A 23,964-nucleotide genomic window follows, 5' to 3' on the forward strand; every position below is an offset into this window, starting at 1 on the left:
GGCCCCTCAGCCGAGCCCTTCGACCATCTCCGCCAGTTCCAGCCAGCGCATCTCGGCGGCGTCCTTTTCCTCGCGCAGCTTGGCGATGCCCTCGCTCAGCTTGGCAAACTTCGCCGGATCCTTGGTGTACAGCGCCGGATCCGCCAGCACCGCTTCGTCACGGGCGATAATCTGATCGATCTCCTCGATCCGCTTGGGCAGCAGTTCGTAGTCGCGCTGGTCCTTGTAGCTCAGCTTGGTGCGCGCCCTGGGGGCCTCGGGCGCCGGCGCGGGGGCGGCGGGCTTGCCTGTCTTCTTCGACTCGATCCGGGGGCGGCGCTTGGCCTCCCAGTCGGCATAGCCGCCCACCACCACATCCACCGTGCCGCTGCCGTCGAGCCCCAGCGTCACGGTGACGGTGCGGTCGAGAAAGTCGCGGTCGTGGCTGACGATCAGCACGGTGCCGGCGTAGTCGGCGATCACTTCCTGGAGCAGGTCGAGCGTCTCGAGGTCGAGATCGTTGGTCGGCTCGTCGAGCACCAGCAGGTTGGACGGCCGGGCGAATTCGCGCGCGAGCAGCAGGCGCGAGCGTTCGCCGCCCGACAGCGTGCCGATCCGCGCCTCGGCGATGCTCGGATCGAACAGGAATTCCTTGAGATAGCCATGGACGTGCTTGCGCGCGCCCTGCACGTCGATCCAGTCGCCGCCGTCGGCCAGCACGTCGCGCACCCGCTTGTCGGGCGCCATCAGGCTGCGCTGCTGGTCGATGATGATCGCATCCAGCGTCTGCGAGAGCTTCACGCTGCCCTCGTCGGGCTGGAGCTCGCCGGTCAACATCTTGAGCAGCGTCGACTTGCCCGCGCCGTTCGATCCGACGATGCCGATCCGGTCGCCCTTGGTGACGCGGAAGGTCAGGTCCTTGATGATCGTGCGCTCACCGAAGCGCTTGGTGACGTGCTTGGCGTCGATCACCACCTTGGTCTGGTTGCCGTCCGAGGCGGTGGCGAGCGCGGCGGTGCCCTGCGGGCCCACCATGTTCGCGCGCTCGGCCCGCATCTCCTTGAGCTTGGCGAGGCGGCCCTGGTTGCGGCGGCGGCGGCCGGTGACGCCGCGCTGGAGCCAATGCTCCTCGATCTTGAGCTTGGCATCGAGCCGCTGGGCGTTGCGCTCCTCCTCGGCATAGACCTGCTCGGTCCACGCCTCGAACCCGCCAAAGCCGATCTCGGCGCGGCGGATGGAACCGCGATCGAGCCACAGCGTCTGGCGCGTGAGGCGGGTGAGGAAGGTACGATCGTGGCTGATGACGACAAAGGCGCCCTTGTAGCGCGTCAGCCAGTCTTCCAGCCATTCGATCGCGCCGAGATCGAGATGGTTGGTCGGCTCGTCGAGCAGCAGCACGTCCGGATCCTGCGCCAGCGCGCGGGCGATCGCGGCACGGCGCCGCTCGCCGCCCGAGGCCGTGGCCGCCTCGCGCGACAGGTCGATGCCGAGCTGGTCGGCGATCGCCTCGGCCTCGTGCTGGGCGGGGGCGTCGTCGCCGGAGAGGACATAGTCCATCAGCGTGGTGCAGCCGAGCATCCGCGGCTCCTGTTCCAGCAGGATCACCCGGGTGCCGGGCACGATGGTGCGGCGGCCCTCGTCGCTGTCGATCACGCCCGCGATCAGCTTGAGCAAGGTCGTCTTGCCCGCGCCGTTGCGACCGATCAGCGCGAGCCGATCGCGTTCGCCGACATGCAGGTCGAGATTGCGGAAGAGCCAGCCGGATCCCTGAACGAGACCCAGCCCTTCATAGGAAAGCACCGGAGCAGCCATGGTGCAGCACCTAGGAGGCGGCGGGCCGGCCCGCAAGCGGCCAGGTGCCGGGCCGAGCGATGCACCAATGCCACAATTGCCGACCCGCCGCGGTCGTTCATGTTCAGGGGCTATTCAATGCCCGGACCCTATGCCATTCCGATGCCGATGTTGGTCAAACCCGTTCTGATCGCGTGTCTTGCGAGCCTTGCGCTCACGAGCCCGGTCCTCGCGCGCCCGATCGGCGCCGAACAGGATGACGGCCAGCGTGCGGCGCGCGAGCGGCGGCTTCGCGGCCAGAATCTGCCTGCGCGCGAGATCGAGCGGCGGGTGATCCCGAAGATGCCGGGCGCGCAATATCTCGGGTTCGACTATGATCCCGAGCATGACGTTTACACGCTCAAATTCCTGCGCAATGGATCGGTGATCTGGGTGGAGGTGGACGGCCATACCGGCCAGATCCTCCGCCGCATGGGCAGCTGAGCACATAGAAAAGGACGGGACAGCGAATGCGACTTCTGATCGTCGAGGACGAACCCAATCTCGGGATCCAGCTGCGCACCGCGCTCGAGGGCGCAGGCTATGCCGTCGACCTCGCGACCGATGGCGAGGAGGGCCATTTCCTCGGCTCGACCGAGCAATATGACGCGATCATCCTCGACCTCGGCCTGCCCGAGATCGACGGGCTGACCGTGCTCGATCGCTGGCGCAAGGAAGGCCGCACCATGCCGGTGCTGGTGCTCACCGCACGCGACAGCTGGTCGGACAAGGTGGCCGGGCTCGATGCCGGCGCCGACGACTATGTCGCCAAGCCGTTCCAGACCGAGGAGCTGATCGCCCGGCTGCGTGCGCTGATCCGCCGCGCCTCGGGCAACGCCTCGGCCGAGCTGACCGCGGGCGACATCCGGCTCGACACGCGCTCGGGCAAGGTCACCAAGGCGGGCGAGCCGGTGAAGCTTACCGCGCAGGAATATAAGCTGCTCAGCTACCTGCTCCACCATAAGGGCAAGGTGGTCAGCCGCACCGAGCTGATCGAGCATATCTACGACCAGGATTTCGATCGCGATTCGAACACGATCGAAGTGTTCGTGACCCGCATCCGCAAGAAGCTGGGTGCCGATGTGATCACCACCATCCGCGGTCTCGGCTACAGCCTCGACGAAGCCAGCTTCACCTGAGGCCGGGCGGGTGGACGCGACGCTGATCTCCGGCGAGGAACAAGACGCCGCGCCCAGCGAGGCCGATCCGCGCGAACGCCGGCCGGTGCGCGTCACCGGCTCGGTCAGCCGGCGCATGCTGCTGGTCGCCACCGCGTGGATCCTGCTGCTGCTCGTCGGCGGCGGCTATGCGCTCGACCGGGTGCTGACCTCCGCGATCACCCGCAATTTCGACGACCAGCTCGACTATCTTGTCTCGTCGATGATCGTCTCGGCCGAACTGGGCTCGAACGGCGAGGTGGTGCTCAACCGCGAACTTGCCGACCAGCGATTCCTCGAGCCCAATTCGGGCGCCTATTGGCAGATCAGCGGCCAGGGCTTCGAACCCTTCTATTCGCGCTCGCTCTGGGACCGGCGCCTCAAGGTTGACCAGATCCACAATGATCGCGAGATGCATTTCTACGACAGCAACCAGTTCCCCGACCAGAAATTGCGCATTGCCGAGCGCGACCTCAAGCTCCCCGGCTCACCGGTGCGCTGGCGCTTCCAGGTGGCGGAGAGCCGCGACGTGCTCGACGCGCAGATCGCCACCGTCCGCCGCACGCTGGTGCGCAGCTTCGCGCTGCTCGGGCTGGGGCTGGTGGCGATGGCGGCGCTGCAGACCTGGTATGGTCTGCGACCGCTGCGCAAGGTGCGCCGCGAGATCGCCAGCCTGCGCGCGGGTCGGACCCAGCGCGTCGGCGGGCCGATGCCGGCCGAGGTCGGGCCGATGGTCGACGAGCTCAACGCGCTGGTCGAGCATAACGATCGCCAGGCAGAGGAGGCACGGCGCCATGCCGGCAACCTCGCCCATGCGCTCAAGACCCCGCTCAGCGTGATCATGAACGCCGCCGCCGCCGGCCAGGAAGACCTGCCAGATACGGTGATCCGCGAGGCGCGGACGATGCGGCGGCAGATCGACCACCATCTCGCCCGCGCCCGCGCCGTCGGCCGGCGCGGCAGCGCACACAGCCGCGCCGAGGTGTGGCCGTCGATCGAGGCGGTGGAGCGTGCGGTGGCGCGGCTCTATCCCAATGTCCGCATCGACGTGGACGGGGTGAAGGACGCGGTCGCGCATATCGAGCGGCAGGATCTCGACGAGATCCTCGGCAATCTCGTCGAGAACGCCGCGAAATATGGCGGCGGCAGCGTGTTCGTCACCGCGCGCCTCGATTCGGGATTCGTCGAGATCATGGTCGAGGATGACGGCGTCGGCATCCCCGAGGCGGACCGGATCCGCATCTTCGACCGCGGCGTGCGGCTCGATACCGGCAAGCCCGGCACCGGCCTCGGCCTCGCGATCGTGCGCGACGTGGCCGAAATCTATGGCGGCACCGTCAGCCTGGAGGAAAGCGAAGACCTGGGCGGCCTGCTCGTCCGCCTCCGCCTGCCCGCCGCCGGCTGAGGGTCAGGCCGGCTCGACCGCGCGCATTGCCTCCGCCGCTATTTCCAGGCTGCGCTTGCGGGCTTGATGGTCGAACATCGCGCTGGTCAGCATCAGCTCGTCGGCCTGGGTGCGCGCGATAAACGCCTCGATCTCGCGGCGCACCTTTTCCGGGCCGCCGACTGCCGAGGCCGAGAGCACATGGTCGAGCACCGCATTGCCCTGCGTGCCCAGGCTCTCGCGATAGCCCCGCACCGGCGGCGGTAGCTGGATGCCGCGCCCGGTGGTGCGGATCGCGACGAACGCCTGTTGCTGCGAGCTGGCGAGATACTCCGCCTCCTCGTCGCTGTCCGCGCCGAACACGTTGAAGCCGAGCATGACGTGCGGCTTGTCCAGTGCCGCGGAGGGGCGGAAGTTGCGACGATAAACCGCGATCGCCTCGTCGAGCAGCCCCGGTGCGAAGTGCGAGGCGAAGGCGTAGGGCAGTCCCAGCGCGGCGGCGAGCTGGGCGCCGAAGGTGCTCGACCCCAGGATCCACAGCTTGACGTCCGCTCCCGCCCCCGGCGTCGCGCGGATGCCGGTGCGGCCGTCATCGGCGAAATAGCTCTGCAGTTCCATCACGTCCTGCGGGAAGTCGTTGCCGTCGCTCGTGAGGTTGCGGCGGATCGCGGCGGACACGCGCTGGTCGGATCCCGGCGCGCGGCCAAGGCCCAGGTCGATGCGGCCCGGGAACAGCGCGTCGAGCGTGCCGAACGCCTCCGCCACCTGCAGCGGCGAGTGGTTGGGCAGCATGATCCCGCCCGCACCGATGCGGATCCTGCTGGTCGCCTGGCCGACATGCGCGATCACCACGGCGGTGGCGGCGCTGGCGATGCCTTCCATGCCGTGATGCTCGGCCATCCAGTAGCGCTGGAAGCCGAGCGCCTCGGCATGGGCGGCAAGGTCGGCGGCGTTGGCGAGCGCCTGGCCCACGGTGCCGCCTTGGACGACGGGCACCAGATCGAGCAGGGAATATGCAGTCATGGAGAGGATGTGGGGACGCCGGGGCAGCGTTGCCAGAGGGTTAACTCCTCTGGGGTGGGCAGGAAAAGGGTGCGGGCCGGCAGCAAGGGCGAGCGTCGAAGAAGAAGCTGCGGCCGAGGACCATCTTTTGCGCCGCGCCGCCCGCTACCCTCTCGCGCCCTCCCCCAACCCCCACCGCAAGCGGGAGGGGTTGGGGGAGCAGTTGACTCTCACTCCGCCGGCTGGACGCCGTCGTCGCCGGGCTTGTGATCGATCGCGCCCGGCGCACCGACCGGCCCCAGCACGCGGCTGCCGTCGTCGCCCGGACGATAGGTAAGCAGCCGCCGCGAAAGCCGCGGGCCGAGCCAGCCTTCGAGCCCCACCGCCAGGCTGAACAGCGCAGGCACGATCACCAGCGTCAGCAAGGTCGAGACGATGAGGCCGCCGATCACCACCACGCCCATCGGCGCGCGGAAGGACGAGTCGCCGTTGAGCGACAGCGCGGTCGGCACCATGCCCGCCACCATCGCGATGGTGGTCATCACGATCGGCTGGGCACGCTTGCGGCCCGCATCGACGATCGCCTCCATCTTGGAAACGCCCTTCTCCATCTCCTCCAGCGCGAAATCGACGAGCAGGATCGAGTTCTTGGCGACGATGCCGAACAGCATCAGCATGCCGATATAGACGGGCAAGCTTACCGGCATGCCCAGGATCGCCAGCATGATCAGTCCACCCAGCGGCGCGTTGAGCAGCGAGCCCATGTTGACGATCGGCGACACGAAACGGCGGTACAGCAGCACCATCACCGCGAAGACCAGGAAGATGCCCGAGGCCAGCGCGACGATGAAGTTCTGGATCATCTCGCCCTGCCACTTGGCCTGGCCCACCGTCATCTCCGCCACGCCCACCGGCAGCTGCTTCATGACGGGGAGATTGTGAATCTCCTTCATCACATCACCCGAGACATAGGGCTTGCCCGTCGACGGGTTCATCGCGAGGTCGGCACCCACTACCAGGCGGCGCTGGAGGTTGAGGCGCTCGACCTTGGTCGGCCCCGCGGCGAAGCGGATGTCCGCCACCGCCGACAGCGGCACCGAACCGCCGGTCTGGGTCTGCACGCGCATGTTGCGCAGCGTATCGAGCTTGGTACGCGAATCCTGATCCAGCGCGACGCGGATCGGGATCTGGCGATCGGACAGCGAGAATTTGGCGCTGTTCTGCTCGATGTCGCCCAGCGTCGCGACGCGGATCGCGTTGGACAGCGCCGCCGTGGTCACGCCCAGATCGGCAGCCAGGTCGAGCCGCGGCGAGATGACGATCTCCGGCCGCTGCAGATCGCCCGAGATGCGCGGCGCAACGACGGACTTGAGGCCCTCCATCTGCTTCATCAGGGTGAGCGCGGTCTTGTTGAGCAGCTCGGGATCCTCGCCGCCCAGCGTGATTGTCAGGTCACGGCCCGACGAGCCCCAGCCGAACTGCGAGCGGAAGTTCACCCGCGCATCGGGGATGGCGAGCAGCTTGGGCGCCACCCGCTTCTCGAATTCGGTGCTGGTCTCGGTACGGGCGGGCGAGTGCTTCTCGGCGAGCGTGGCGGTCACACGGCCATTGCCCACCTGGGTGCGGGCATAGGTATGCTGCACCGCCGGCTCGGCGCGCAGGATGCCCGCCACCTGCTGGACGACGCGATCGGTCTGCTCCAGCGTGGTGCCCGGCACCATCTCCACCGTCGCGGTCACCGTATCCTCGTCCTGCGCCGGCTGGAAGGTCTGGGGCATGCCGACGAGCAGACCGATCGTGGCGCCGAGCGACAGCACATAAGCGAGGATCGCCACCCACCGATGCATCAGCGTCCATTCGAGCAGCCGGACATAGCCGCGCATTACCGGGCCGCCGCCATGTTCGACATGGCCGTGCGCCTTGAGGAAATAGGCCGCGATCATCGGCGTGAGCATGCGGGCGACGGCTAGCGACATCAGCACCGCGGCGACCACGGTGAGGCCGAAATTCTTGAAGAACTGGCCGGAGATGCCCGGCATCAGGCCTACTGGCAGGAACACCGCGACGATCGACATGGTGGTGGCGAGCACGGCGATGCCGATTTCGTCCGCCGCGTCGATCGAGGCCTGATAGGCAGACTTGCCCATCCGCATGTGGCGGACGATGTTCTCGATCTCCACGATCGCATCGTCGACCAGCACGCCCGCCACCAGGCTGAGTGCGAGCAGCGTCATCTGGTTGAGCGTGAAGCCCATCATGTCCATGAACCAGAAGCTGGGGATCGCCGAAAGCGGGATCGCCAGCGCCGAGATCACCGTCGCGCGCCAGTCGCGCAGGAAGAGGAACACGACGATGACGGCGAGCACCGCGCCTTCGATCATCGCCTCCATCGCGGTGTTGAACTGCTCCTTGGCATATTTGCTGTAGTTGTCGAGCAGCTCGAAATGGACCTTGGGGTTGGCCTTTTCGAGCGCCTGCAGCTTCTTCTGCGCTTCGTCGTAGATGGTGACGTCCGAGGCGCCCTTGGCGCGCTGGATGTCGAACGAGATCACCGGATGCCCGTCATAGCGCGCGAAGTTGCGGAGCTCGGCATAGCCGTCCTTCACCGTCGCGATATCGGCAAGGCGCACGGTGCGGCCGGTGCCGGTCGCGATCTGGGTCTGGCCCAGCGAATAGGCATCCTTGGCGTTGCCGACGACGCGGAGCGACTGTTCGAAGCCGGAAATCTGCGCGCGGCCGCCCGCGGCGTTCAGGTTCACCTGGCGCAGCTGCTGGTTCACCTGGCTCGCGGTGAGGCCGAAGCTGGCGAGCTTGGTCGGGTCGAGCACGACGCTGACTTCGCGGTTGACGCCGCCGTTGCGCTGCACCGCCGCCATGCCGGAGATCGACAGCAGCTCCTTCGAGACGCTGTTGTCGATGTACCAGGACAGCTGCTCGACGGTCATGTCGGTCGCGGTGGCGGTGAAGCTGGCGACATCGTTGTTGCTGGCGCTGTCGACCCGGCCGACCTGCGGCTCCAGGATTCCATCGGGCAGGTTGCCGCGGATCTGCTGGATCGCGCTGCGCACGTCCTCCACCGCCCGGTCGATCGGCGTGCCGATCGCCAGCTGCACCACCGTCTGGGTGTTGCCTTCGGAAACCGTAGAGTTGATCTCGTCGATGCCCTGCAGGCTGCGGACCGCGGACTCGACCTTCTGGGTGATCTGCGTCTCCAGCTCGCTCGGCGCGGCGCCGGGCTGGCTGATCGAGATCCAGACGATCGGGAAATCGATGTCCGGGCTGTTGTTCACGTCCATCCGGCTGAAGCTGACCAGCCCGGCGATGGTGAGGAACAGGAAGAGGACGATCGGCGGGACCGGGTTGCGGATGGCCCAGGCCGAGATGTTGCGAAAGCTCATCGCGCCGATCCCTTACTTCTTCTGGAGCTGGGGTATGACCTTCTGGCCCGGATTCAGGAATGCGCCGGCCGTCATCACCACGCGCTCGTTGCCGGTGAGGCCGCCGATGATGCGCACGCCCTGGTCCGATACGTCGCCGGTCTTCACTTCGCGGCGCACCGCCTCGTTCTTGTCGTTGAGGATGTAGACATAGGTGCCCAGCTGGTCGCTCTGCACCGCCGACTGCGGCAGGATCACGGAGGTGACCGCACCGGCGACGATCCGCGCGCTGGCGAAGCCGCCGGGGCGCAGCGCAGGGTTATAGGGCAGCGCGATGCGTGCGATGCCGAGGCGGCTCGTCGGGTCGATCACCGGCGAGACCTGCCAGACCTGGCCCTGGAAGCTGGTCTGGGTGCCGACAGGCGTCACTTCGGCGGGCGCGCCGACGTGGAGCTTCTGGATGTCGGCTTCGGAAAGCTGCGTGCGCAGCTCGAGCTGGCCGTCCATCGCCATGCGGAACAGCGTGCCCGAGCCCGAGCTGACGATCTGCCCCGGCTCGATCTGGCGCGCGAGCACGAGACCGGCCTCCGGCGCGCGGATGTCGAGCCGGCGGTTGCGCGCCTGGGTTTCCGCCAGCTGCGCCTTGGCGACGCGGACGCGGGCGAGCGCCTGATCCCGTGCCGCGGTCTTCTGATCGATATCCGCGCGGGAAATGAATCCGTTTCCGACCAGCTTCTCGGCGCGATCCAGATTCGACTGGGCGAGCTTGGCATCGGCTTCGGCGACGCGGATCTGCGCGGCGAGCGACTCGGCGGTCTGCGCCTGGACCGAACGGTCGACCACGGCGAGCACCTGGCCCTTCTGCACCCAGCTGCCGGCATCGACCAGCACGCGGGTAACGATGCCGCCCTCGCCCGCGACGCCCACCGGCATCTCACGCTTGGCTGCCAGGCTGCCATTGCCGGTGACGATCGTCGAAACCGTCTGCTGACCGGGGGCGGAGACGGTGACGGTGAGCAGCTGGGCCTGGTCCTTGCCCCCCTTGGCTGCCGGGACGGGCGCGCCCGAATGGCGGCCCATCATCAGAAAGCCGGCGATCACGACCAGCAGAAAGGCGCCGAGGCCGATCCACAGCCACTTGCGCCCGCGACGCGCCGGTTCCCCCTCGAAACCGAGCCGTTCCTGCCGATCCAACATCCCTGCCTCGTAATTCATGCGCCCACCTCGTTCGGGACGCGTGCCTGTCCCGGGTCGCACTGTATTATAGGAATATATCACCCGCCACAAGGCCGGTGTAGCAACGCGCGGCGGAATGCCCGGTTGCATGCATCTGCGCAAGTGACCGCAAAGAAAAAGTCCGGCTTGTGCGGGTGCTTGCAAGTAACACCAATCGTTTGTTGGAGCCGCGCCGTTCAGCCTGCGTTCGTATGCAGGCGTCGACAAGCCGGTGCATACCGACGACAAACCACAGGAGGAACGTCCCATGATCCGCACTCTGCCGCTTGCCGCGATGCTCATGCTCGCCGCTGCGCCCCAGGCCTTTGCCCAGGTGCAGCCGGTAGCCCAGCCGATCCCCGCCGACGGCACCGTGCTCGACATCGTCGCCGAGGGCACGAGCACGCACGTTCCCGATCTCGCGCTGATCCAGGCAGGGGTCGTAACCAACGCCGCGACCGCGGGCGAAGCGATGCAGCAGAACGCCGCACGCATGAGCGCGGTGCTGGCGGCACTGCGCAAGGCCGGCGTCGCCGAGCGCGACCTGCAGACCAGCGCCGTGAATCTGTCGCCGCAATATCGCTATCAGGAGAACAAGCCGCCGGTCATCACCGGCTATCAGGCCTCCAACCAGCTGACGGTCCGCTTCCGGGACGTTGCCAAGAGCGGCACGATCCTCGATGCGCTGGTCGCACAAGGCGCGAACAATATCGCCGGCCCCAACCTTACGCTTGCCGACGAAGCGGGCGCGCTGGACGAGGCCCGGCGCGACGCCATCGCCAAGGCCAAGGCGCGGGCCGCACTCTACGCGCAGGCGGCGGGTCTCAAGGTCGATCGGATCCTGCTGATCTCGGAAGCCGGCACGCCGCAGATGGTCCAGCCGATGCCGATGCTGATGCGCGGAAAGGCGATGATGGCCGAGGCGGATACGGCAATCATTCCGGGCGAGCAGAAGATCACCGCCAGCGTTTCCGTACGCTTCCTGCTGAAATGAGCAACACAGGCCCGCGCACGGCGCGCGGGCCTGCCGAGCATGGCAGGACGCCAAGAAAAAAGGGCCGTCCCGAAGGACGGCCCTTTTTGATTTCCGGTCGTGCGGGGCGCTTAACGCACCGCGCCGCGACGAACCAGGTTGACGATCGCAAGCAGGATGACCGCACCCACCAGCGAGACCAGGAAGGTCATCGGGGTGATCACGCCGCTATTGATGTTGCCGCCGAAGAGCAGCCCTCCGACGAAAGCGCCAACGATGCCGACGACGATGTTCAGAAAGATACCCTGCTGGGCATCCGTGCGCATGATGATGCTCGCGAGCCAACCGACGACGCCGCCGATGACGAGCCAAACGATAAAGCCTACCATTCGTCCCTCCTTTACTTGCCCGGCGACCCGGGCCACGCAAAGGAAAATCCGCAAGCACTCAGTTTGGTTCCGTCACGATATTTTGCGTTGTCAAGGGAACTTTCGATTAGGGCCGCAACGAAGAATCAGAGCTTCTGCTGCCGCTCGTACAACGAACGATAATGCTGAATGCGCGTAACACGCAGTCCCGGCATGCCCGAGCGATCGATCGCGCGCTGCCAGCCGGCGAATTCCTCCATGGTGAGGCCGTAGCGATCGCACACCTCGTCCACGGTCAGAAGCCCGCCGTTGACGGCCGCGACAACCTCGGCCTTTCGCCGGACCACCCATCGGGTCGTGTTCGGCGGCGGCAGGGTGTCGAGGGTCAGCGGCTCGCCGAGCGGACCGATCACCTTCGCAGGACGGATCTTCTGGTTCTCAATCATCTACAACCTCTTCGGGGCCTGGTCGCCCCTGTTACGCAACCGTGAAACGACTTTTACCCGCCTGCCTTGAACATCGGCTAAAATGGCAAGGTAAACGCGCGCTTCACGCCTCTCCCCACCGGTGAAGCGCGGTTGCGGCGGCGCGATGGAAGCAGCCATCGGCCGGCGCGAGCAGCGCTGCCACGGGGAGTGGCATCGAAAGCCGGGTCTGGATGCGCGCGGTGGGGCTGGCCGCCTGCCGGCTCGTCACCATCGCCATCAGCACTGCCAGCCCCGTGGGGAGCATGGCGGCGGCCAAGTCGCGGTCCGAACGGGCAAAACTTAAGTCCACCAATGCGTTTCCAGTCGTCCTTCGAGCGGACAGTATAGGCCCGCAGTGCTGAAAGGGCCGTAAAGGGGACGAAAACGGAGGCTTAACTTCCATGTCCGGTAGGTTTCCGGCGCTCCCGGGTGGCATCCGGAGCGGGCCTGCCCTATCTGCACGCCATGATTCCCGGCGATTTCCAGCTTTCCGAGCCGCTTTCGGGGCGGCGCATCGTCGTCGCCATGTCCGGCGGCGTCGACTCTTCCGTGGTCGCAGCCCTCGCAGCCCGTAGCGGTGCGGAAACAATCGGCATCACCCTGCAGCTGTACGACCATGGTGAAGCGGTGGGCCGTGCGGGCAGCTGCTGTGCCGGCCGCGACATCCGCGACGCGCGCGCGGTATGCGATCGGCTGGGCATCGCCCACTATGTGTTCGACCACGCCAGCAGCTTTCAGACGCAGGTGATCGACGACTTCGCCGACGAATATCTGGCCGGCCGCACGCCGATCCCCTGCGTGAAGTGCAACATGGGGCCGAAATTCACCGATCTCTTCGCGCTCGCCCGCGATCTGGGCGCCGACTGCCTCGCCACCGGCCATTATGTCCGCCGGGTGGTGGGCGCACATGGTGCCGAACTGCACCGCGCCGCCGATCCGGCGCGCGACCAAAGCTATTTCCTGTTCGCGACCACCGCGGCGCAGCTCGACTATCTGCGCTTTCCTCTGGGCGGGCTGCCCAAGCCCGAGGTGCGGGCATTGGCCGCCGAGTTGGGCCTGGGCGTCGCCGGCAAGCCCGACAGCCAGGACATCTGCTTCGTCCCCGACGGCGACTATGCGACACTGGTGAAAAAGCTGCGTCCGCAGGCCGAGACGGGCGGCGACATCGTCGACGAGCATGGCGCCAAACTGGGCGAGCATCGCGGCCTTATCCATTTCACCGTCGGCCAGCGCCGGGGGCTGGAGATCGGCGGCGCGCCCGAACCCTATTACGTCCTGCGACTCGAGCCCGAGACGAAGCGCGTGGTGGTCGGCCCGCGGCGTGCATTGGCGGTCGGCGCAGCGCGACTGGAAGGCATCAACTGGCTCGCGGGCGACTATGATGGACCGATGACTGCGAAGGTGCGCAGCCTGGCCAAGCCGGTGCCGGCACGGCGGGAAGGCAACCGCGTCATCTTCGAGACCCCCGAATATGGTGTGGCGCCGGGTCAGGCGGCGGTGCTCTACGCGGGGGAGCGCGTACTGGGCGGCGGCTGGATCACGGAAACCGAACGGGCCGCGGCGCTCGCGGCCTAAGTTACGGACGAAGCGCTTTTTCGTGGCGAATTTGCGCTCGCGCGCAGATCTTAAGCTTGACCTGTTTGACCTTTTCGGCTGAACGGGCCGGATAGATTGCGCTGCAGCAACAGGATGGGTCGCAGACCATCGCGTACCGAGTGAGACCTCGCATGCCATCGATCCTGGCAGCCCCCTGGTGGGTTGCCCAACTTGCTACCGGCGCAAAGTCGTTCCGCGACAATCCCCTGATAGGGTCGCGACGCCTCAACGAACTGGGTCTTCACCGCGGCCGCGTCCAGCTGGCGCACAGGCTCGCCTGGGCGCGGCGCGCAAGGCTGGCCGCCGGGCTTTCCGCTGCGGACCGCGAGGCGTTCGATCGCGACGGCTTCGTCATCGTCCGTGACTTCCTGCCGCCTGCGGTGTTCGCAGCATTGCGGGATTCGGTGCTCGCGCATCGGTTCGCGACCCGCGAGATGCGTCAGGGCAACACCATCACGCGCCGGGTCGCGATCGGCCCGGATTTCCTTCAGGCGGTACCGGAAGCCCGCGCCTTGCTGCAGGACCAGCGGTTTCGCGCGCTGTGCCGCTATGTCGGCAGCTTCCGCAGCGAGCCGCTCCACTATATCCAGACGATCCTGACCGACAGCGGCGTGCCTGACCCCGATCCGCAGACCGAACTCCATGCGGACACCTTCCACCCGACGCTGAAGACCTGGTTCTTCCTCAACGACGTCGAGGAGGAGGACGGTCCCTTTTCCTATGTCCCCGGCTCGCACCGGCTCACGCCCGCGCGGCTGGCGTGGGAGCGGGACCGCAGCCTCGGCGCCGGCATCAGCACCGACTTTCTCTCCGCGCGCGGATCGCTCCGCATCGCGCCGCAGGAACTCGACGCCCTGGGACTGCCCCAGGCCAAGCATTTTCCTGTGCCGGCCAACACGCTGGTCGTCGCCGACACCTGTGGTTTCCATGCCCGCGTCGGTGCCACCCGACCGAGCCGCCGCCTGGAGCTCTGGTCGTTCAGCCGGCGGAACCCGTTCATTCCCTGGACGGGTGGGGATATGCTGAGCGTGCCGGGCATCGCCGAACGGCGGATAGACCTGATGTGGCGCATCCGCGACCGTTTCCAGAAATGGGCGGGACAGCCGTGGCAACCCAGCGGTACCAAGCTGGTTCTCGACGATTGATCGTCGGCACTGGTCTTGCATCGGCGCTTTACCAGTGCGAGACAAATTTGGGGGCATGATTGGAACCGGCGGCCGGGATGTTGTGCGCATTCGGGACGATCGGGGATCCAGGGGTAGATATGACAGTCGTTAGCGTACGAAACACCATCGACCATGGCGCGGAAGTGATCCGCGCGGAGGCCGCGGCATTGACGATGCTCGCCGGCGTGCTGGACACGGACTTCTCCGCAGCCGTAGACCTGCTGGTCGGCGCGCGGGGGCGCATCATCCTGGCAGGCATGGGCAAGTCCGGCCATATCGCGCGCAAGATCGCGGCGACGCTCTCGGCCACCGGCTGTGCCGCCTATTATCTGCACCCTGGGGAGGCGTCGCACGGCGATCTGGGTATGATGCGCAGCGGCGACGTGCTTTTGATCCTTTCCAATTCGGGCGAGACGCCCGAAGTCGTCGCGGTGCTGACGCACGCACAGCGGCTCGCCATCCCGGTGATCGCGATGACGGCCGGTGCCAAGTCGATGCTGGCGCGCAACGCCTCGATCACCCTTGTTTTGCCGGATTGCGGCGAAGCCTGCCCCGAGGGCGTGGCGCCCACCACCTCGACCACGATGATGCTGGCACTTGGCGACGCGCTGGCCGTGGCGGCGATGCGCAAGCGCGGCACGTCGCGCACCGATCTTGCCCATTGGCACCCGGGCGGCCGGATCGGCTGGGGCCTGCAGACGCTGGAGGCGCTGGTCCGCCGCACCGAGCCGCTGCCGCTGGTCCGCGCCGAGACCTGCGCGCGCGATGTGGTGCTGGAGATGACCTCGTGCGGCAAGGGCGTCGCCGGCGTGGTCGACATGCATGGTGACCTGATCGGCGTGATCACCGACGGCGACCTTCGCCGCGCGTTCGATCACATGCTGCTGGCCGTCGCGGGCGAACTGATGACGCGCGACCCGGTGACGATCACCAAGGACGCGACCGTCGACGAGGCCGTGGCGCGGATGCAGGAGAACAAGATCACCGTGCTGTTCGTGATGGAAAGATCCGGATCGCGCCGCCCCTGGGGGCTGCTGCATATCCACGATCTGCGTCTCGGCGCCTGAGCGCGGCACCATGGAGCAGAACGCAATGCGCGGCGGCGTGATCGTGATTCCGGCGCGCTATGCGTCGTCGCGCTATCCCGGCAAGCCGTTGGCGCCGGTGGTGGGCGCGACCGGCGTCGCGCAGCCGCTGATCGCACGGACTATCGCCGCGGCACAGGCGGCACGGCGCGACCTGCCGCTGCACGTCGCCACCGATGATCGCCGTATCGCCGACGCGGTGCAGGCGCTGGGCGAGGCCCCGGTGATGACCCCGGAAAGCTGCGTCAACGGCACGGAACGCGTCGCCGCCGCGATCGAGGCGCTGGGAATCGCGCCCGACTATGTGATCAACTTCCAGGGCGACGCGCTGTTGACGCCGCCCGCCTTCGTGACCGCGCTGGCCGACTGGATGGAAACGCATCCGGATTGCGACGTCGCGACGGTCGCGATGCACTGCTCGCCGACCGTCTATGCGCATCTGCTGCAGGACCAGGCCGCGGGCCGCAGCGGCGGCACCACGGTGATCACCGATGCCGCGAGCCGCGCCCTCTATTTCTCCAAGCGCGTGCTGCCGTTCCTGCCGACGGTGCCGCAGCATGGGGCCATACACGTGCTGCTGCATCTTGGCCTCTACGCCTATCGGCCGGCGGCGCTGCAACGCTATCGCGCGTTGCCCCCCTCGCCCTATGAGCAGGTCGAGGGTCTGGAGCAGCTGCGTTTCCTGCATTACGGCATTCCGATCGACGTGGTCACGCTCGATCCACCGGGCTGGGACCCGATCGAATTGAACAACCCGACGGATCTCGAAAGCATCGAAGCGACGCTGGCCGCCCGCGGGATCGCGTGATGGCGGGCGCCGCCCCCGCCTTCCTCCGCATGCCGCCCTTCCCCCGTGCGCGACGTGCGCCGCTTTCGGCACCGGCAAGCGAGACGGCGGCAGGCGATGCCGAGGCGCTGGTCGTGCGGCTGCGGTCGCTGCGGGTCGGCGGCGGATTCTGGCAGGCGCAACCCACCTTCGACGGGGTGCGCGACCTGCTCTTCGCCGCGCGTTCCGCCGCGCAGCTTCGCGACATGTTGGCGGCAGCACCCGATTACGCGCGGCAACGGGGCATCGCGACCGGCAGCGGCGGCCACGGCCTCGCCTTGGCGGGGGCGGCAGACCCATGGTGGCTCATCGGCCGCAGCACGACGGTCTTCGCCGATGCCGACGACGAACTCGCGCTGATAGCGGCGCTATCGGGCCGCAGGCTGAATCTGTTCGGGAAGGGCCGGTTCGCCGGGCTGGGCGACGGCAGCGATATGGCCGCGCTCGTGAAGATCGTCCACACCGAATTGCTGGCGGGCCGCGCCTATCGCGATCCGTTCACCGGCGAAGCGACGACCGTCGACGCCCTGCTTTCCACACTGGCCGAATGGCGCACACTGATCGACGCGAATCGCGACGTGACCCGCGTCCTGGGCGTCGCCGGCTGGAAACGCGAGACCGTCGAGGCGCTGCTCTGGGGTGGTGGCAATGGCCCGCGCTATCGCGGATCGAACGCGTATGGCGGCACGACCCTGTTGTGGCGATCGCGCGTGCCGCCGGCGATGCTGCGCGAGATCGACGGATCCGGCGCGCCCATCGGCGAGATCGAGGACGGCTTCCTTCGCTCCACCGGGCTGGGCGCCAATTGCGTGCCGCCGCTCTCGATCGCCGTCGACCGCACCGGCGTGCATTTCGATCCCAGCGGGCCGAGCGACCTGGAAACGATGCTGGAACGGGGCCAGTTTCCCGATGCTCTGATCCAGCGCGCCGAAACACTGGTCGCGCGGATCGTCGCGGCGGGTCTCAGCAAATATGGTCGCGGTGCAGCCGCACTGGCCCGCCCGGCGGGCGGACGTCGCCATGTATTGGTCACCGGCCAGGTAGAGGACGACCGCTCGGTGCTCTGCGGCGGCGCCGGGCGCACCAACCTCGACCTGCTGGTCGCCGCACGGGCCGCAGAGCCGGATGCCTATATCCTTTACAAGCCGCACCCGGACGTGGAGGCGGGACACCGCAAGGGCGCGATCGAGGACGTCGTGGCGCTGCGTCATGCCGATCGGATCGAGCGTGATGCGCCTATCTCGGCACTGCTCGACATGGTGGATGCGCTGCACGTGCTCACCTCGCTCGCGGGATTCGAGGCGCTGCTGCGCGGCAAGCAAGTCATCGCCCACGGCGTTCCTTTTTATGCTGGCTGGGGGCTGACGCGGGATCTTGGCCCGGTTCCGACACGGCGCACCGCACGCCGCACGCTCGCCGAACTCGTCGCCGCAGTACTTATCCTGTATCCACGGTACCTTGATCCTGTCACCCGACTGCCTTGTCCGGTCGAGGTCCTGGTCGACCGCATGATCGCGGATCAGGCCACCACGCCATCTTTGCTGGAACGATTGCGTATTCTGCAAGGTCAGGCTAGACGCAGCCTCGCCCGTTTGGGGACCGGCCGATGAAACATGTGCGACCTTTACGGCGATCTTTTCTTTTCCTGCAGGGACCCCCGGGCCCGTTTTTCTGGCAGTTGAGCCGTCAGCTCGAGCAGCGCGGCTGCGCGGTACATCGCATCAACCTGAACGGCGGCGACCGCTATGACTGGCCAGAGGGCGCGGTCGACTATCGTGGCCGGATCGATTCGTGGCCGATCTTCTTCGATCGATTCGTGCGCGAGCATGACGTTACCGATCTGGTGCTCTATGGCGACTGCCGGCCGATGCACCTCGCGGCACACCGGCTCGCCAAGCTGCGCGGCGTGGCGATCCACGTCTATGAAGAAGGCTATATCCGCCCGGACTGGATGACACTGGAGCCGGGCGGCGTGAACGGCCATTCGACGCTTGATCGCGATCCGGCGTCGATTCGCGCGCGCGCACGCACGCTGCCACCACTCCAAGACCTGCCGCCGATCACCGCCAGCTTCGGCCGCCGCGCACGCGATTCATACTGGTATTATCATCGTGTCGTCACCGGCCGCTTCCGCTTTCCCTTCTATCGCTCGCATCGCAAGGGGATCATCATCGTCGAGGGGCTGGGCTGGATCCGCAAGTTCGCGCTCAGCCGCCGTCGCGCCGCGCAGGCGCAGGCGACGCTCACCGCGGTCGCGAACCGCCCCTATTTCCTGTTCCCGCTGCAGCTGACCGGCGACTACCAGATCCGCGAGCATTCGCCGTTCGGATCGATGATGACGGCGGCCGACTATGTGCTGGACAGCTTCGCCCATTGCGCGCCGGCCGATGCGCATCTTCTGGTGAAGGAGCATCCGCTCGACTGCGGCTTCCACAACTGGCGCAGCTTCCTGCATAAGCGGGCGAAGGCGCTGGGGATCGCGGATCGCGTGCACCATATCGAAGGCGGCGACCTCAGCCGCCTGGCGCGCGAGGCGCAGGGCATGGTCTGTGTCAACAGCACGTCGGGCACGCTCGCGCTGTCGGCCGGCAAGCCGGTGATCGTGCTGGGCGACGCCATCTATGACGTGCCCGGCGTAACCCATCAGGGCCATCTCGACCGCTTCTGGGAAGCCCCGCAGGCGCCCGACATGGAGCTGTACGATGCCTTCCGGCGCGTGCTGCACGACCACTGCCTGATCCGTGGCGGGCTCGCCAGCGAGTCGGCGACCGAGACGCTCGTCGCCAACAGCGTCGAGCGACTGCTGGGCGACGTGCCGGAAGAACTGGCGCGGGTCAGCAGCGAGACCGCGCTGTTCATCTGATCAGGCGGCAGGCTCCAGCCCGGCATCGTCGAACCAGCCCCGCCGCCGCCCGGCGACGAACAGCCGATTGACCAAGGGGTTGGACCAGCCGCAATTGGTCGAAAAATCCCGCTGCAGCGTGTCATGGTGCAGCTGGTGCGCGGCGGGGGTCATCAGAAGGCCGCAGCGGCGCATCGCCCGCACGATCCACGGATTGTGCGCTCGGTGCAGCGAGCCGTGGAAATATTGCGCGAACGCCCCACCGACGATCAGCGCGATACCCCCGGCTGCGACCCAGCCCGGCACCAGCCCGGTAAAAGCCAGCACGTTGAGCAGCACCGATATCGGTAGCGCCGCAAGGATGACCGTGCTGCCGATCAGGCGCCACAGATCGCGGCGGCCGAGTGCGTCCGGGCGCGGGTGGTGATTCTTGAAGTCATAAACCAGACGGTCGAGCGGACCCACCTTTGCCATGCGCTCGCGCCACAGTGCCTTGTAATGGTCCGATTCGCGTGAACCGGCATAAAAATACAGCTGGTCCAGGCCCTTGCCTGCCGGCGTCGGGCGATAATCCATGTACATATGGACCAACCCGGAGGCGAGATCGGCGGCATACCAGCCCGCCAGCAACGCCGGCAGCGACCACCAGCTGAGATCGAGCAGCGCCGCCAAGACATTGCCCGCCAGCGAAAGCAGGAACAGCGGCATCAATATTCGTCGCGCCATCGCAAGATCCAGATCGCACCGCCCATGCGGCAGCGTACACCGCCCGCCTCCTAACCGCTGCACGCTGGCGCAGCAACGGCTTGATTTGTGCGGTGGGCGGGCGCAAGCGGCGTGGATCGTGCACCATCCTCTGCCCTGCCCGTTCCGATCGACTTCGGCGAACTGAATCCTACAGCGATGCAGCGCGACCTTCTCATCGACATCAGCCGCCTGATCTGGCGCACCTGGACGGGACGACTTCCCACCGGCATCGACCGGGTCTGCCTTGCCTATGTCGATCGGTTCGCAAGCCGCGCGCAGGCGGTGATCCAGCGTGGAAACCTCCGCCAGATCCTGACGCCGGCCCTGTCCGACGCCATCTTCCGGCTGATCCGCGAGGGCGGCCCGCAATTTCGTACGCGCGCGCCGCGGCTGGCGATGCGCGCGCTGGTGGCACAGCGTGGGGGGCAACTGGGAGAGGACCGACTCTATCTCAATGTCGGCCATACGGGGCTGGATGCCACCGGCCTCGTCGCCTGGACCGAAAAGGCGCGGGTGCGGCCCGTCTATCTGATCCACGACCTGATCCCCCTCACCCATCCCGAATTCTGCCGGGTTGGCGAGGATATCCGCCACCATCGCCGCATGGCCAACGCGCTCGCCAGCGCCGCCGGCATCATCGGCAATTCGCAAGCGACGCTCGACGAATTCGCCGCCTTTGCGAAAGCCGAAGGCAAGCCCTGCCCGCCGATGCTGCCGGCGTTGCTCGGCGGGCACCCACTGCCCGCGGATGCGCCGCCGATCGCGCTCGACCGGCCCTATTTCGTCACGCTCGGCACGATCGAGGGGCGCAAGAACCATGTCCTGCTGCTCCAGCTCTGGCGCAGACTGATCAGCCACAATCCCGTGGCCTGCCCCAAGCTGGTCATCATCGGGCAGCGGGGCTGGGAAGCGCAGACGGCGCTGGCCATGCTCGATCGGCTGCCGCTGCTGCAGGGGCATGTCGACGTGATCGAGGATTGTGGTGACACGGCGCTGGCCGGCTATCTGCGCGGCGCGCGGGCACTGCTGATGCCGAGTTTCGCCGAAGGCTATGGCCTGCCGGTCGTCGAGGCGCTCGGCGTCGGCACGCCGGTCGTCGCGAGCGACTTGCCGGTGTTCCGGGAGCTGGCCGGCGACATGCCGATCTATTGCGATCCGCTGGACGGGGCGACGTGGCTCGCCGCCATCGCGCATCATCTACAGGAAGGCGAGATCCGGAAAGACCAGCTCGCCCGGGTACAGGGCTTTGTGATGCCAAGCTGGGAGGCGCATTTCGCCGCCGTCACGCCCTGGCTCGCCAGCCTCTGACCGGAAGCACGGCATCTGATGTGGCTGACGTGGCGCCGTATCCGATCCGGAGACGGTCCAGGGGGTTCTGTTGCCCGGCCCCCCTGGCGGCCGCTGGAGTCCACTTCTGTTGCCCGGTGTGGCCCAACCGCGCATTTTAGAATAACCTTAGGCCGTTAAGCCGTGAGGTTACGCCGCAATAGCGAGTGCTTCGTTATCGTTGGCACTTGTGTAATGGGCCGTTGCGGTGGTCCCATTCCGAGCGAAGACAGCGCTTTTCAATACACGTCGATCCTGGTTCGGCCCCGTCAGAAACGGTGTCCAGATACACCACCGGTTATGGTGGAGCCGCCGGGTACTGCCCCCGGGTCCGCTGCATCTATTATACGCCATTGTTTATCGCCATAGCCGGGCGAACCCGGCAGAACCCTATATAGGGCATTCGCGCTTAATGAAAAGGTCAGGTTGCAAGGATTAAGCGCCTTCACACTGCCCCAATCGGTTGGCATGGAGAGTGCATCATGTTGACGCAGCGTTCCCGCTACGCGCTCCGCGCAATGCTTTTCCTCGCCGAACAGCCGATCGCTGGCGCCCCTGTCCCGATGAACCGGATCGCGGCGGAGGCGAACGTGCCCCGCAAATTCCTGGAACTGATCCTCGCCGATCTGCGCGAAGCCGGGTTCCTGCTGTCGACGCGCGGCAAGATGGGTGGCTATCGCCTCGCGCGGCCGGCGTACCTGATCTCCCTCGGGGAAATCATCCGCGTGATCGAAGGGCCGCTGGCGCTGGTCCCCTGCGTCAGCCGCACTGCCTATCGGCCGTGCAACGACTGCAAGGACGAGGCGGCCTGCGCGATCCGCCGCGCAATGGCGCGGGTGCGCGACGAGACGGCGCGTATTCTGGACGGCACCAGCCTCGCCGATGCCGCCGCAGAGGAACTGGCCGCGGCCTGAGCCCCGGCCGCCGTCCCTGTATCAGGAAGGCGGCGCGGTGCCATTGCCGGGCAGCTCACCCGCCGCCTCGGCCTCACGGATCAATACCGCCTCGGGACGCGGGATCGGCAGGTCGCCGGGATTGAGGCCCGGCCCCGGCACGCTGTGATCTACGCGGTACAGGACGCTCGGCCCGTCGCGCCAGATCGGGATCAGCCCCTGCTCGTAGCGCGGGTCGAACCTCGGCGGGCGGATCAGCCAGACATAGTCGAACGCATCGCGCGGAAACAGCGCCAGGCTGCGCGCGATCGGGCGCCACCATTCGCGCGGGCACTGGACGTTGGTCACCAGCTCGGACGGATCATGGGCGAAGCGCTTGGCCGCACGGTAGCGGACGGTGAGCAGCTGCCCGCCGGCCATCGACCATTGATCGTTCGTATAGGCCAGCCGCCGCTCAAGCGCGAGGCCGGGCACGTGCTGGAGCCGGGTCATCGCCCATTCGTTATAGCAGGTCTCGCCCACGAAGCTGACGAGTCGCGCGCCGACCGGCAGGTGATCGAGCGCCTTGAGCTCGCGATCATAGGTCTGGTCGTAAAGGTAGAAGCTGGCGGTGGTCGCGCCGATGCGGGCGAGGAAGAAGGCGAGGCCCAGGGCCGCCACGGTGTTCGCGCCGCGCATCGAAAGGCCAGGCTTGGGCCGGATGGCCAGGATCGCGATGGCGATCAGGAACGGCACCAGCCGCATGTCCGCATAGGCGGAGCCAAACACGACGCGTGGCAGGAAGATGTAGACCAGCAGCAGGAACAGCGCCGACAGGCCGAGATTGCGCGAATATTGGATGTTCGGGTCGCGCACCGCCTTCAGCATCAGCAGGAAGATGACGCCGACGCTGGCGAGATCGAACAGCTGCCAGCGATCGCGGAACACCTGCGTCACCCACAAGGTCTTGGCCCGCCAGTTGAACCAGTCGAAGGTCTGGCCGGAGACATGCTCGCCGCCGCGCCAGATCACCATCAGCACCGCCGGCAGCGCCAGCACCAGGCACTGCATGCCCGCAAAGAAGCAGGGTGCCAGCCAGCCGCCAATCAGATCCTTGTACCAGGGCAGATCGGGATTGCGGCGCTGGTCGTGCTGGCGGATCAGCTCAGCCGAGAAGGCGAGCACGCCCAGCACGCCCCAGCCAAAGGTGTGCGCGATCCAGATCAGCACCGAGATCGGCACGAACACGATCGACCGGAAGCGGAACCTGCCGAGCCGGCCGAGGCGCAACCACCAGCCGAACGCCAGCATCGCCAGTCCCATCGAGAAGGCGAAATTGACGAAGCCGAAATGGAAGGGGAAGGCATAGGCGAGCGGCAGCGCGAACAGCGCGGTCGCAGGAATCCGACCATGCACCTCGCGCGCGATCATCAGGAAGCCAGCGACGGTCATCGCCGGGATGCTGATCACGATCAGCTTCACGCCCAGTTCGAGGCCGAAGAGCTTCGACATGGGGATGATCGCCAGATCGACCCCCAGATTGCCCATCAGCTGCCAGCGAAAGTCATACCATTGGCGCAGCCACGGCACCGCGTCGTAGGTGAACTGCACGCGATAGCGGCCCATATGGCCGGGCAGATCGACCAAGGGCGGAATATCCGGCCATAGCAGCGGCACCATCGCCACCAGCGTCGCGAAGAGCACGAACCAGCGTGTCTGCCACCAGTGCAGCCGAACCCCATTATCCATCGC

The 23,964-nt window shown here is 67.0% G+C and carries 21 protein-coding genes and 1 other RNA gene; 12 read left to right on the plus strand and 10 right to left on the minus strand.

Going from position 1 to position 23,964, the window contains the following annotated elements:
• Positions 1 to 6 precede the first annotated feature (6 nt).
• Entirely contained in the window at positions 7 to 1,791 is a 1,785-nt protein-coding gene (locus A7X12_RS04725) for an ABC-F family ATP-binding cassette domain-containing protein (protein WP_064310483.1), read from the minus strand.
• Positions 1,792 to 1,908: 117 nt separating this feature from the next.
• Here A7X12_RS04725 and A7X12_RS04730 point away from each other — a divergent pair, with 117 nt between their 5' ends.
• The 3 genes from A7X12_RS04730 to A7X12_RS04740 all read left to right on the plus strand — a co-directional run bounded on the left by A7X12_RS04730 (position 1,909) and on the right by A7X12_RS04740 (position 4,371).
• The gene (locus A7X12_RS04730) at positions 1,909 to 2,253 is read left to right on the plus strand and encodes a hypothetical protein (RefSeq protein WP_198161882.1); all 345 of its coding nucleotides are present in this window, start codon (positions 1,909 to 1,911) and stop codon (positions 2,251 to 2,253) included.
• Positions 2,254 to 2,279: 26 nt separating this feature from the next.
• The gene (locus tag A7X12_RS04735; protein ID WP_064310484.1) at positions 2,280 to 2,948 is read left to right on the plus strand and encodes a response regulator transcription factor; all 669 of its coding nucleotides are present in this window, start codon (positions 2,280 to 2,282) and stop codon (positions 2,946 to 2,948) included.
• A 115-nt stretch (positions 2,949 to 3,063) separates the two neighbouring features.
• Positions 3,064 to 4,371 (plus strand): sensor histidine kinase, encoded by a 1,308-nt coding sequence (locus tag A7X12_RS04740; protein ID WP_157105502.1) that lies wholly within the window; start codon positions 3,064 to 3,066, stop codon positions 4,369 to 4,371.
• A 3-nt stretch (positions 4,372 to 4,374) separates the two neighbouring features.
• Here A7X12_RS04740 and A7X12_RS04745 read toward each other — a convergent pair whose 3' ends face one another.
• The 3 genes from A7X12_RS04745 to A7X12_RS04755 form a co-directional block, all read right to left on the minus strand.
• A complete protein-coding gene (locus A7X12_RS04745) occupies positions 4,375 to 5,373 on the minus strand; it encodes an LLM class flavin-dependent oxidoreductase (RefSeq protein ID WP_064310485.1) in 999 nt (332 codons plus the stop codon).
• Between the two features lie 209 nt (positions 5,374 to 5,582).
• A complete protein-coding gene (locus A7X12_RS04750; protein ID WP_064310486.1) occupies positions 5,583 to 8,750 on the minus strand; it encodes an efflux RND transporter permease subunit in 3,168 nt (1,055 codons plus the stop codon).
• A 12-nt stretch (positions 8,751 to 8,762) separates the two neighbouring features.
• Positions 8,763 to 9,944 carry an efflux RND transporter periplasmic adaptor subunit gene (locus A7X12_RS04755; protein WP_064310487.1) on the minus strand — a complete coding sequence of 394 codons (1,182 nt, stop codon included), beginning with the start codon at positions 9,942 to 9,944 and terminating at the stop codon, positions 8,763 to 8,765.
• 268 nt (positions 9,945 to 10,212) lie between these two features.
• Here A7X12_RS04755 and A7X12_RS04760 point away from each other — a divergent pair, with 268 nt between their 5' ends.
• A complete protein-coding gene (locus tag A7X12_RS04760; RefSeq protein ID WP_064310488.1) occupies positions 10,213 to 10,938 on the plus strand; it encodes an SIMPL domain-containing protein in 726 nt (241 codons plus the stop codon).
• A 110-nt stretch (positions 10,939 to 11,048) separates the two neighbouring features.
• On the opposite strand, the gene A7X12_RS04765 is transcribed toward A7X12_RS04760, so the two are convergent.
• The 3 genes from A7X12_RS04765 to A7X12_RS04775 form a co-directional block, all read right to left on the minus strand.
• Entirely contained in the window at positions 11,049 to 11,306 is a 258-nt protein-coding gene (locus A7X12_RS04765) for a GlsB/YeaQ/YmgE family stress response membrane protein (RefSeq protein WP_064310489.1), read from the minus strand.
• A gap of 125 nt (positions 11,307 to 11,431) precedes the next feature.
• Entirely contained in the window at positions 11,432 to 11,731 is a 300-nt protein-coding gene (gene sciP, locus A7X12_RS04770; RefSeq protein ID WP_064310490.1) for a CtrA inhibitor SciP, read from the minus strand.
• A gap of 103 nt (positions 11,732 to 11,834) precedes the next feature.
• Positions 11,835 to 12,062: a hypothetical protein gene (locus A7X12_RS04775; RefSeq protein ID WP_064310491.1), complete on the minus strand. Its 228-nt coding sequence runs from the start codon at positions 12,060 to 12,062 to the stop codon at positions 11,835 to 11,837.
• 155 nt (positions 12,063 to 12,217) lie between these two features.
• Here A7X12_RS04775 and mnmA point away from each other — a divergent pair, with 155 nt between their 5' ends.
• From mnmA to A7X12_RS04805, 6 genes are all read left to right on the plus strand, one after another.
• Positions 12,218 to 13,327 (plus strand): tRNA 2-thiouridine(34) synthase MnmA, encoded by a 1,110-nt coding sequence (gene mnmA / locus A7X12_RS04780; RefSeq protein WP_064310679.1) that lies wholly within the window; start codon positions 12,218 to 12,220, stop codon positions 13,325 to 13,327.
• Positions 13,328 to 13,479: 152 nt separating this feature from the next.
• Positions 13,480 to 14,493 (plus strand): phytanoyl-CoA dioxygenase family protein, encoded by a 1,014-nt coding sequence (locus A7X12_RS04785; protein ID WP_064310492.1) that lies wholly within the window; start codon positions 13,480 to 13,482, stop codon positions 14,491 to 14,493.
• A 119-nt stretch (positions 14,494 to 14,612) separates the two neighbouring features.
• A complete protein-coding gene (locus tag A7X12_RS04790) occupies positions 14,613 to 15,581 on the plus strand; it encodes a KpsF/GutQ family sugar-phosphate isomerase (protein ID WP_064310493.1) in 969 nt (322 codons plus the stop codon).
• 10 nt (positions 15,582 to 15,591) lie between these two features.
• A complete protein-coding gene (locus A7X12_RS04795; protein WP_084445084.1) occupies positions 15,592 to 16,407 on the plus strand; it encodes a 3-deoxy-manno-octulosonate cytidylyltransferase in 816 nt (271 codons plus the stop codon).
• Positions 16,407 to 18,035 carry a capsular polysaccharide export protein, LipB/KpsS family gene (locus A7X12_RS04800; RefSeq protein WP_232318363.1) on the plus strand — a complete coding sequence of 543 codons (1,629 nt, stop codon included), beginning with the start codon at positions 16,407 to 16,409 and terminating at the stop codon, positions 18,033 to 18,035. The genes A7X12_RS04795 and A7X12_RS04800 overlap by 1 nt, the downstream gene beginning before the upstream one ends.
• A complete protein-coding gene (locus A7X12_RS04805) occupies positions 18,032 to 19,288 on the plus strand; it encodes a capsule biosynthesis protein (protein ID WP_064310494.1) in 1,257 nt (418 codons plus the stop codon). Before A7X12_RS04800 ends, A7X12_RS04805 begins: the two co-directional genes overlap by 4 nt.
• Here the strand turns inward: A7X12_RS04805 and A7X12_RS04810 are convergent, their stop codons facing one another.
• Positions 19,289 to 19,993: a fatty acid desaturase CarF family protein gene (locus A7X12_RS04810; RefSeq protein ID WP_064310495.1), complete on the minus strand. Its 705-nt coding sequence runs from the start codon at positions 19,991 to 19,993 to the stop codon at positions 19,289 to 19,291. It lies immediately after the preceding gene.
• Positions 19,994 to 20,170: 177 nt separating this feature from the next.
• On the opposite strand from A7X12_RS04810, the gene A7X12_RS04815 reads away from it, so the two are divergent.
• Positions 20,171 to 21,322: a glycosyltransferase family 4 protein gene (locus tag A7X12_RS04815; protein ID WP_064310496.1), complete on the plus strand. Its 1,152-nt coding sequence runs from the start codon at positions 20,171 to 20,173 to the stop codon at positions 21,320 to 21,322.
• A 95-nt stretch (positions 21,323 to 21,417) separates the two neighbouring features.
• On the opposite strand, the gene ssrA is transcribed toward A7X12_RS04815, so the two are convergent.
• Positions 21,418 to 21,763, minus strand: a transfer-messenger RNA (tmRNA) gene (gene ssrA, locus A7X12_RS04820).
• Positions 21,764 to 21,822: 59 nt separating this feature from the next.
• On the opposite strand from ssrA, the gene A7X12_RS04825 reads away from it, so the two are divergent.
• On the plus strand, positions 21,823 to 22,254 hold the full coding sequence (locus tag A7X12_RS04825) for an RrF2 family transcriptional regulator (RefSeq protein ID WP_064310497.1): 432 nt from the start codon (positions 21,823 to 21,825) through the stop codon (positions 22,252 to 22,254).
• A 21-nt stretch (positions 22,255 to 22,275) separates the two neighbouring features.
• Here A7X12_RS04825 and A7X12_RS04830 read toward each other — a convergent pair whose 3' ends face one another.
• The gene (locus A7X12_RS04830) at positions 22,276 to 23,961 is read right to left on the minus strand and encodes a hypothetical protein (protein ID WP_064310498.1); all 1,686 of its coding nucleotides are present in this window, start codon (positions 23,959 to 23,961) and stop codon (positions 22,276 to 22,278) included.
• Positions 23,962 to 23,964: the final 3 nt, after the last annotated feature.

The sequence above is a fragment of the Sphingomonas sp. TDK1 genome, from assembly GCF_001650735.1.
Classification (GTDB): domain Bacteria; phylum Pseudomonadota; class Alphaproteobacteria; order Sphingomonadales; family Sphingomonadaceae; genus Sphingomonas.